The organism is Protofrankia symbiont of Coriaria myrtifolia, assembly GCF_900634755.1.
Classification (GTDB): domain Bacteria; phylum Actinomycetota; class Actinomycetes; order Frankiales; family Frankiaceae; genus Protofrankia; species Protofrankia coriariae.
The window spans coordinates 1-5,621 of sequence record NZ_CAAAFS010000259.1 but is presented as its reverse complement, the minus strand read 5'-3'; the positions used below and the strand labels follow the sequence as shown (position 1 = coordinate 5,621).

Below are 5,621 nucleotides of genomic sequence, written 5' to 3'. Positions count from 1 at the left end.
CCCCGTCCCAGGAGGTCGCACCCACATCAGCCCCGCACAAAATCCGGTCCCGGGCGTCCCTCACGGAGAGTTCTCCGGTACGCCCCACCAGCGCTGTAATAGCGCCGTAATCAGGAGGAAGATCGGCGGTGTTGCCTGCCTGTCCTCCATCGCCGCCGCGGCTGTGGTGGCGTTCGCGGTTGTGCCGCAGGCAGCGCGTCGAGGGGGATCCGATCCAGTGCGGGGATGGACGCGGCCGGGTCGGGCGGCTGGTAGCCGGGGTCCGGCCTGTCAAGATCGTCAGGCTCGAACCGGTGTAGCTCGACCGACCGCCACAGCGGCGAACGGACGCCGCCCCCGGAGCTCTTGTACCTCCCATCCGCCAGGACGGTGACCCACCCGCCATCCGGGAAAGGGACAGCGGGCCGCGGGCAGACGCCCGGTGGCGGTGTCCCGCAGGCGTGCGGTGTGGTCCCGGCTGTCTGTGGTGAGGGGGATGCGCTGTCGTTGTTATGGTTCGGCGGTGGAGACGACGGTCCGTGCCGCGGACGGCGCCACGTTGTGGTGCGATGTCACCGGCCGAGGCCCGCGGATCGTCCTGTGCAACGGTGGGCCCGGGCTGGCCGACTATCTCCACCCGATGGCACGGCTGTTCACTGGCGTACTTCAGACGGTGCGGTGGGAGCAGCGCGGCTGCGGGCGGTCCGCTCCTGTCGGGCCCTTCACCGTGGCGCAGTGCGTCGACGACCTCCGCCGGGTGATTGTCTCGACCGGCGATGGCCCGGTGTTCCTGTTGGGTCATTCCTGGGGCGCGACGCTCGCGTTGCGGTTCGCGGTCGCGTATCCGGAGATGGTCCGCTCCCTGGCGTACATCTCGGGTACCGGCACGGGCAGAGCCTGGAAGGCACAGTGGCGTGCCAACATGCGCGCCCGTTTACGGCCGGCAGAGCTACGCCGATATGATCAACTGGTATCGCTCGGCCGTACCGCCGATCAGGATCGCGAACTGGCGATCCTCCAGTGGAAGACCGACTGCGCCGACCCTGACGCCGGTGAACTGCACGCCACGGCGATGGCGACGCCCTGGTCACCGGTCAACGAGCTGTGCAACCGGGCGCTCGGCACCGAAGTCGACGGATGGGTGGAACAGGATCTGCTGGCCGAGTACCGGAGGCTGCGGGTGCCTGTGCTGGTGGTGCACGGCGACCGTGATCCACGGCCGAGCTCGGCTGCCGACTCACTGTGCCGCGCACTGCCCGACGTCCACCGCGTCGATCTCCGCGACGCAGGCCACCTGCCGTGGCTGGAGCATCCCGACCTGTTCCGGGACCTGATCAGAGACCACGCCGACCACCCCACACGGTTCAGCCGCAGACCGCGACCACCCCGCTTGCCCGAGACCGGGTGGATCAACCAGCCAATCCCACAGCCAACCGGGTCACGACCAACTGTCTTACGTGACTTGACAGCTTCCGAGCTGGGCCAGGACTTCCGGGTCGAGTTCGATGCTCTGATCGAGTGAAAGTACGGTGCCCAGGGCCGCGATCAGCGCGTTGGCGGCCAGCGCGACGATCGTGTCGACGGACGTGTCGCCGTGGTCGAGGCGATCGAGCATCAGCTCATCGAACTGGGCGACCCAGCTTCGCATGGCGGCGCGCAGGACCGGGGGTGGCTCGCCATGGACACCGATCCGATGCAGGATTCGGCTGGCGCCGCCCCAGCGAAGCTCATCGGACATCGCGCGCATGTCCGGGTCCGCGCCGAGGTCGCCTCGGAGCAGGGCGAGGAACCCTGACCGGTGAGAATCGATGTAGTCGACGTGGCGGCGAAGCGCGTTGTGGAGTTGTTCGGTGAGTGTTTCGCCCTCGACTGGGCTGTCCTGCTCGGCGGCGAGTTCGTTCCGGATGCCGTCCATCACGGCCAGGTACAGCCCACGCTTGTTCCCGAAGTGGTGCGCGATGAGTCCGTAGGCGACCCCCGCCTTCTTCGCGATCTCGGTGGTGGTGACGTCGTCGTACGACCTCGTGCCGAAGAGCTGACGCGCTGCCTCGAGGAGCAGCCGACGACGGTCCGCAGTCGCACCCACATTGCTGGTCATGATGAGCAAACGCTAGTTGACGGGTTGTGGGCCTTCATCCACCAAGTGGCTCAACGGTCCGCTCCGGTGGCCGCGTAGCGTCGCTACGGCCCTTACAGCGGCCATGGAGATACCGGCGATGGCCGTGGCCCGGAGGAACGTCGGATCACGATGGCCGTGGTAGAGCCGCGGTGCACCGTACGCGTGGCCCGCGTTGGCGGTCCCCGTCTCCCGCCGGAACCAGGGGGCGGCGAGCAGGCCGAGCTTCGTCTCCAGCGGCTTCGGGACGGCGAAGTGTGCGACGGGTGCTGTGCCGACGTGAGCGAAAGCGGCGAGGGCGCCAGCACGTTCGTGGCGCCGGGCCGGGACGATAGGCATGGCGGCATTTCCTCAGGGCTCGCTGGGCAGGGCGTTGGCCGTGTCGATCCGGCGTCCGGCGAGGCGGGCGACCACACGACCGGTGACAGGAAGTTCCAGGGGGACCAGCGCGTAGGGCGGATAGACCAGCCGCTTGCTTCCGCGCTCAAGGGCCCGCACGATCGCGGCCGCCATCGAGTCCGCCGAGACCGGTGGAATCGTCTTCGGGACGCTGCCGCGCCATGGGAGCTCGTCCACGTCGCGGAGAGCCGTGTCAGTGCCGCCCGGGATCACCTCGAGCACACGGATCGGCGTGGTGGCGAGCTCCTCGCGCAGTGATCGCGTCGCCTGCCCGAGGGCGGCCTTCGACGAAGCGTAGTACCCCAGCAGCGGCAAGGGGACCGACTGAATCGTCGAGGTGACGTTGACAACGGTGCCACGTCCTTGGCCGCGCATCGCGGGGATCGGCGCGGCACTGAGCGCGATCGGCGCCCAGAAGTTCGTCTCGAAGACAGCGCGGGCGGCCTCGGTATCGGAGTGCAGGCTGAGCGCGCCGGTCAGGCTCGTCCCCGCGTTGTTGATCAGGACGTCGACCGCACCGAGCTCCCCGAGCGCGCGGTGCGCCACGTCGGTCGCCGATTCGGCCGAGGCGAGGTCGGCGGTCAGGACGACCGGGGGCGCGGCGCCCGTCGCGGAGATCTCCACGGCGAGCTCGTCGAGCAGGTGGGTGCGTCGAGCCACGAGTGCGAGGTGTGCGCCCTTGGCCGCGAGCTGTGTGGCCAGGGATCGTCCGATGCCGCTGGACGCTCCGGTCAGCAGCACACGCCTTCCGGCAACGGGGTCGTGAGTTCTCACAGCGGGGTTCCTCTTCTCGGGGCGGCTCGACGGACTGCACGTGGCGGTGTCTCGTCCCGTCGTGTCTTGTGCATTGACGCTTCTGCAGGTGCCACTTAGCATCCTAGTTGATTGATAATCAGTCAACAGGAGTCATGGAATGCGGCCGCTCAGGGAATCGGGCTCTTCCCAGTTGGCCGGAATCGAACGGGTCTGCCGGCAGAACGGTGTATCGGCCAGTACGGGGGCTGTTTCTGCAGGTCAAAGCTGCTGCCCCCTGGCGGCCAGCTGAAGATCTTCTGACAGCCTCTGACGTAGCGGGTGATTCCCCATGGTTTTCTGGGGTCTGGCTACTCGCCGCCGATGGTGTGGCAGGTGAGGAGGTTGGAGGTGAACCGGGCGATGGTGTGGGTGAGCCCGGGGTGCGCGCGTGGGTGTGGAGTCTCTGATCTCGTCAGGTGAAGGACCGTGGCCAGGGTCTCCTCGGCGAGGTCGGCGGCCGTGGCGAGGCCTCAGGCGCGGCCCTCTTTCACGAGATGGTCGAGGGCGATGGCGGCGTGGCGGTATTCGCCGGCAACGGCGAGAGCGGCTTCTCCGTCGTTGGGCTGGTGTGCCTGCGGCATCATGTCGTAGGCGGGGCTGAGGGGCATCGACCCGTCGGGCCGGTGCACCAGGGAGATGTTCTTGGCGTGCAGGTCGAGGTTGCCCACAGCGACCGAGAGCACGATCAGCCTGAACAGGCGCTCCAGCGAACCGCGGTCACCGGCGGCGGAGAACACCCGGGCGATGCGCTCGAGGCTCACGCGACCGCCGTACTTCTGGTATTTCTGGTCGCCCGCCACGCCGAGGACCTGGTTGAAGTCCTCCTGGTGGATGCGGCCCTGCGGGGCGTCGGGGGAGCGGTCGTAGCGTTCGACGACCACTGCCGGTACGCCTTCGAATTCCCCGATCCAGGTCGAATGGGTCGAATAGAAGGTGAGACCGGTGGCCCGCGCGAAGCGCGCTCCGAACTCCTCGTCGTAGATCGAGGTCGGGTAGTCCCGGGACTCCGGCTTGAGGATGTGGCTGGACGGCCAGCCGTCGATCACCCGGTTCCAGCGCCGGCTGTTTCGGCTCGCCGGGGACGTCTGGGTCCCAGCTCTGGAGGGCTCCGGCAACGTCGCGACCGTAACGGCGCGGCAAGCCGATGACGTCCTGTTCGGCGACGCAAGCCTGCCGCGCGAGGCGGGAGAGCATCCGTCCTTCGGGGAGCAGTTCGCGGAAGAAGTTCTGCCGGCGTTCCTTGCGTGCCCGCACCTGTACCGCCGTGAGCGGGATTGCCGCCGACAGGATGGTGCTGTCGATGCCGAACTCGGCGGTCGCGCGGGGCCCGTGACGAAGTCGAAGGTGCGCCACGGACCGGTGAGCACACCCACCCGCGTTCCGTACAGTTCGACGACCAGGTCAGCCATCTTCGTCCCGGGGCGTGATCGTCGTGCTCAGTTCCATGCCGGTCTCGCGCATGGCGGCGAAGAGGCGGTCCATCACGATTGATGGCTTGCCGGCCTCAAGCTCCCAGATGTACTTCTGCGTGGTGCCCAGCCGACGGGCGAGCTCACGCTGGCTCAGCCCGGCGAGCAGCCTGGCCTGCTGCAGGATGCGCCCCAGCGACTCGGCGCTCGTGACCTTCCCCGTGTACGCCATGATCCCGCCTGACTCCGATATCGCCGTCACGATAGGCGACCACCTTATCGGAGTCAGTTGCCATGACGGCGATATCAACGTCATACGGAGCGTCGCCAAGGCCGGCTACCGAGCCAGAACACGAAACCCGTAGCCGTGGCGCCGGCCGGAGTGGTCATCACTTCGCCAGTATCTCAAGGCAACCATGGGAGAGCAGGCAAGCTTGCCTTGTAGAGCGAATTGACTGATGCAGTCAAAGGGCACCTGAAGGCAATAAAGATCTTGAGTGGGCGCTGCCGTGAGCTTCGGAGACTGCCTCCGTCCGGGAGTGTCGGGTCATCTGGTGTTCTGGCGTACGTTGGCGGCGGGCTGCGGCAGGGCGGGGCTATCGGGCCAGAGAGCGCCGTTCCCCGCGCCGTCCCACGCCGCTGGCCGTCCGCCTTCGTGTGCACAGCCGCGGCCGTAGGTGAAAACTGTGGTTATGGCGACGGTTTTCACCTACGGCCTCTGCACCTGTAGGTGAAAACCGTGGTTGCTACAGCGGTTTTCACCTACGGCTGGTAGGTGTTGGCGGGGATCCGGGTGGACGCCCCGTTCCGTGGCCTGCGCGAGTCGCGGGCCACGGCGGAGGCAGGGCGTCAGTAGCGCGTCGCCGCAAGCGGCGCGCTCCGGCGCCGCTTTTCCGTGTCTCAGGCGTTCGGGTGTCTCAGGC

Annotated in this window: 6 protein-coding genes and 1 pseudogene; 1 reads left to right on the top strand and 6 read right to left on the bottom strand. The window is 67.7% G+C overall.

Going from position 1 to position 5,621, the window contains the following annotated elements:
- The first annotated feature begins 502 nt into the window (after positions 1-502).
- Entirely contained in the window at positions 503-1,501 is a 999-nt protein-coding gene (locus tag CM1CMNOD_RS14830) for an alpha/beta fold hydrolase (RefSeq protein WP_050803562.1), read from the top strand.
- On the opposite strand, the gene CM1CMNOD_RS14825 is transcribed toward CM1CMNOD_RS14830, so the two are convergent.
- From CM1CMNOD_RS14825 to CM1CMNOD_RS14800, 6 genes and pseudogenes are all read right to left on the bottom strand, one after another.
- Positions 1,433-2,065 (bottom strand): TetR/AcrR family transcriptional regulator, encoded by a 633-nt coding sequence (locus CM1CMNOD_RS14825; RefSeq protein WP_206437658.1) that lies wholly within the window; start codon positions 2,063-2,065, stop codon positions 1,433-1,435. The genes CM1CMNOD_RS14830 and CM1CMNOD_RS14825 overlap by 69 nt on opposite strands.
- Positions 2,066-2,089: 24 nt before the next feature.
- The gene (locus CM1CMNOD_RS14820) at positions 2,090-2,434 is read right to left on the bottom strand and encodes a hypothetical protein (RefSeq protein ID WP_013874411.1); all 345 of its coding nucleotides are present in this window, start codon (positions 2,432-2,434) and stop codon (positions 2,090-2,092) included.
- Positions 2,435-2,446: 12 nt separating this feature from the next.
- On the bottom strand, positions 2,447-3,268 hold the full coding sequence (locus CM1CMNOD_RS14815) for an SDR family NAD(P)-dependent oxidoreductase (protein ID WP_013874410.1): 822 nt from the start codon (positions 3,266-3,268) through the stop codon (positions 2,447-2,449).
- 491 nt (positions 3,269-3,759) lie between these two features.
- Positions 3,760-4,335: a HipA domain-containing protein gene (locus CM1CMNOD_RS23215; RefSeq protein WP_050803561.1), complete on the bottom strand. Its 576-nt coding sequence runs from the start codon at positions 4,333-4,335 to the stop codon at positions 3,760-3,762.
- Between the two features lie 112 nt (positions 4,336-4,447).
- Positions 4,448-4,543 (bottom strand): annotated as a pseudogene (locus CM1CMNOD_RS24485) (hypothetical protein); the annotation flags it as partial.
- 147 nt (positions 4,544-4,690) lie between these two features.
- Complete coding sequence (locus CM1CMNOD_RS14800) at positions 4,691-4,960, bottom strand: helix-turn-helix domain-containing protein (RefSeq protein ID WP_237702799.1); 270 nt, start codon at positions 4,958-4,960, stop codon at positions 4,691-4,693.
- Positions 4,961-5,621: the final 661 nt, after the last annotated feature.

What these genes read in the sequence shown, in the direction of transcription:
- CM1CMNOD_RS14820 (WP_013874411.1), bottom strand. Translation starts at nt 2,434, where the DNA reads ATGCCTATCGTCCCGGCCCGGCGCCACGAACGTGCTGGCGCCCTCGCC.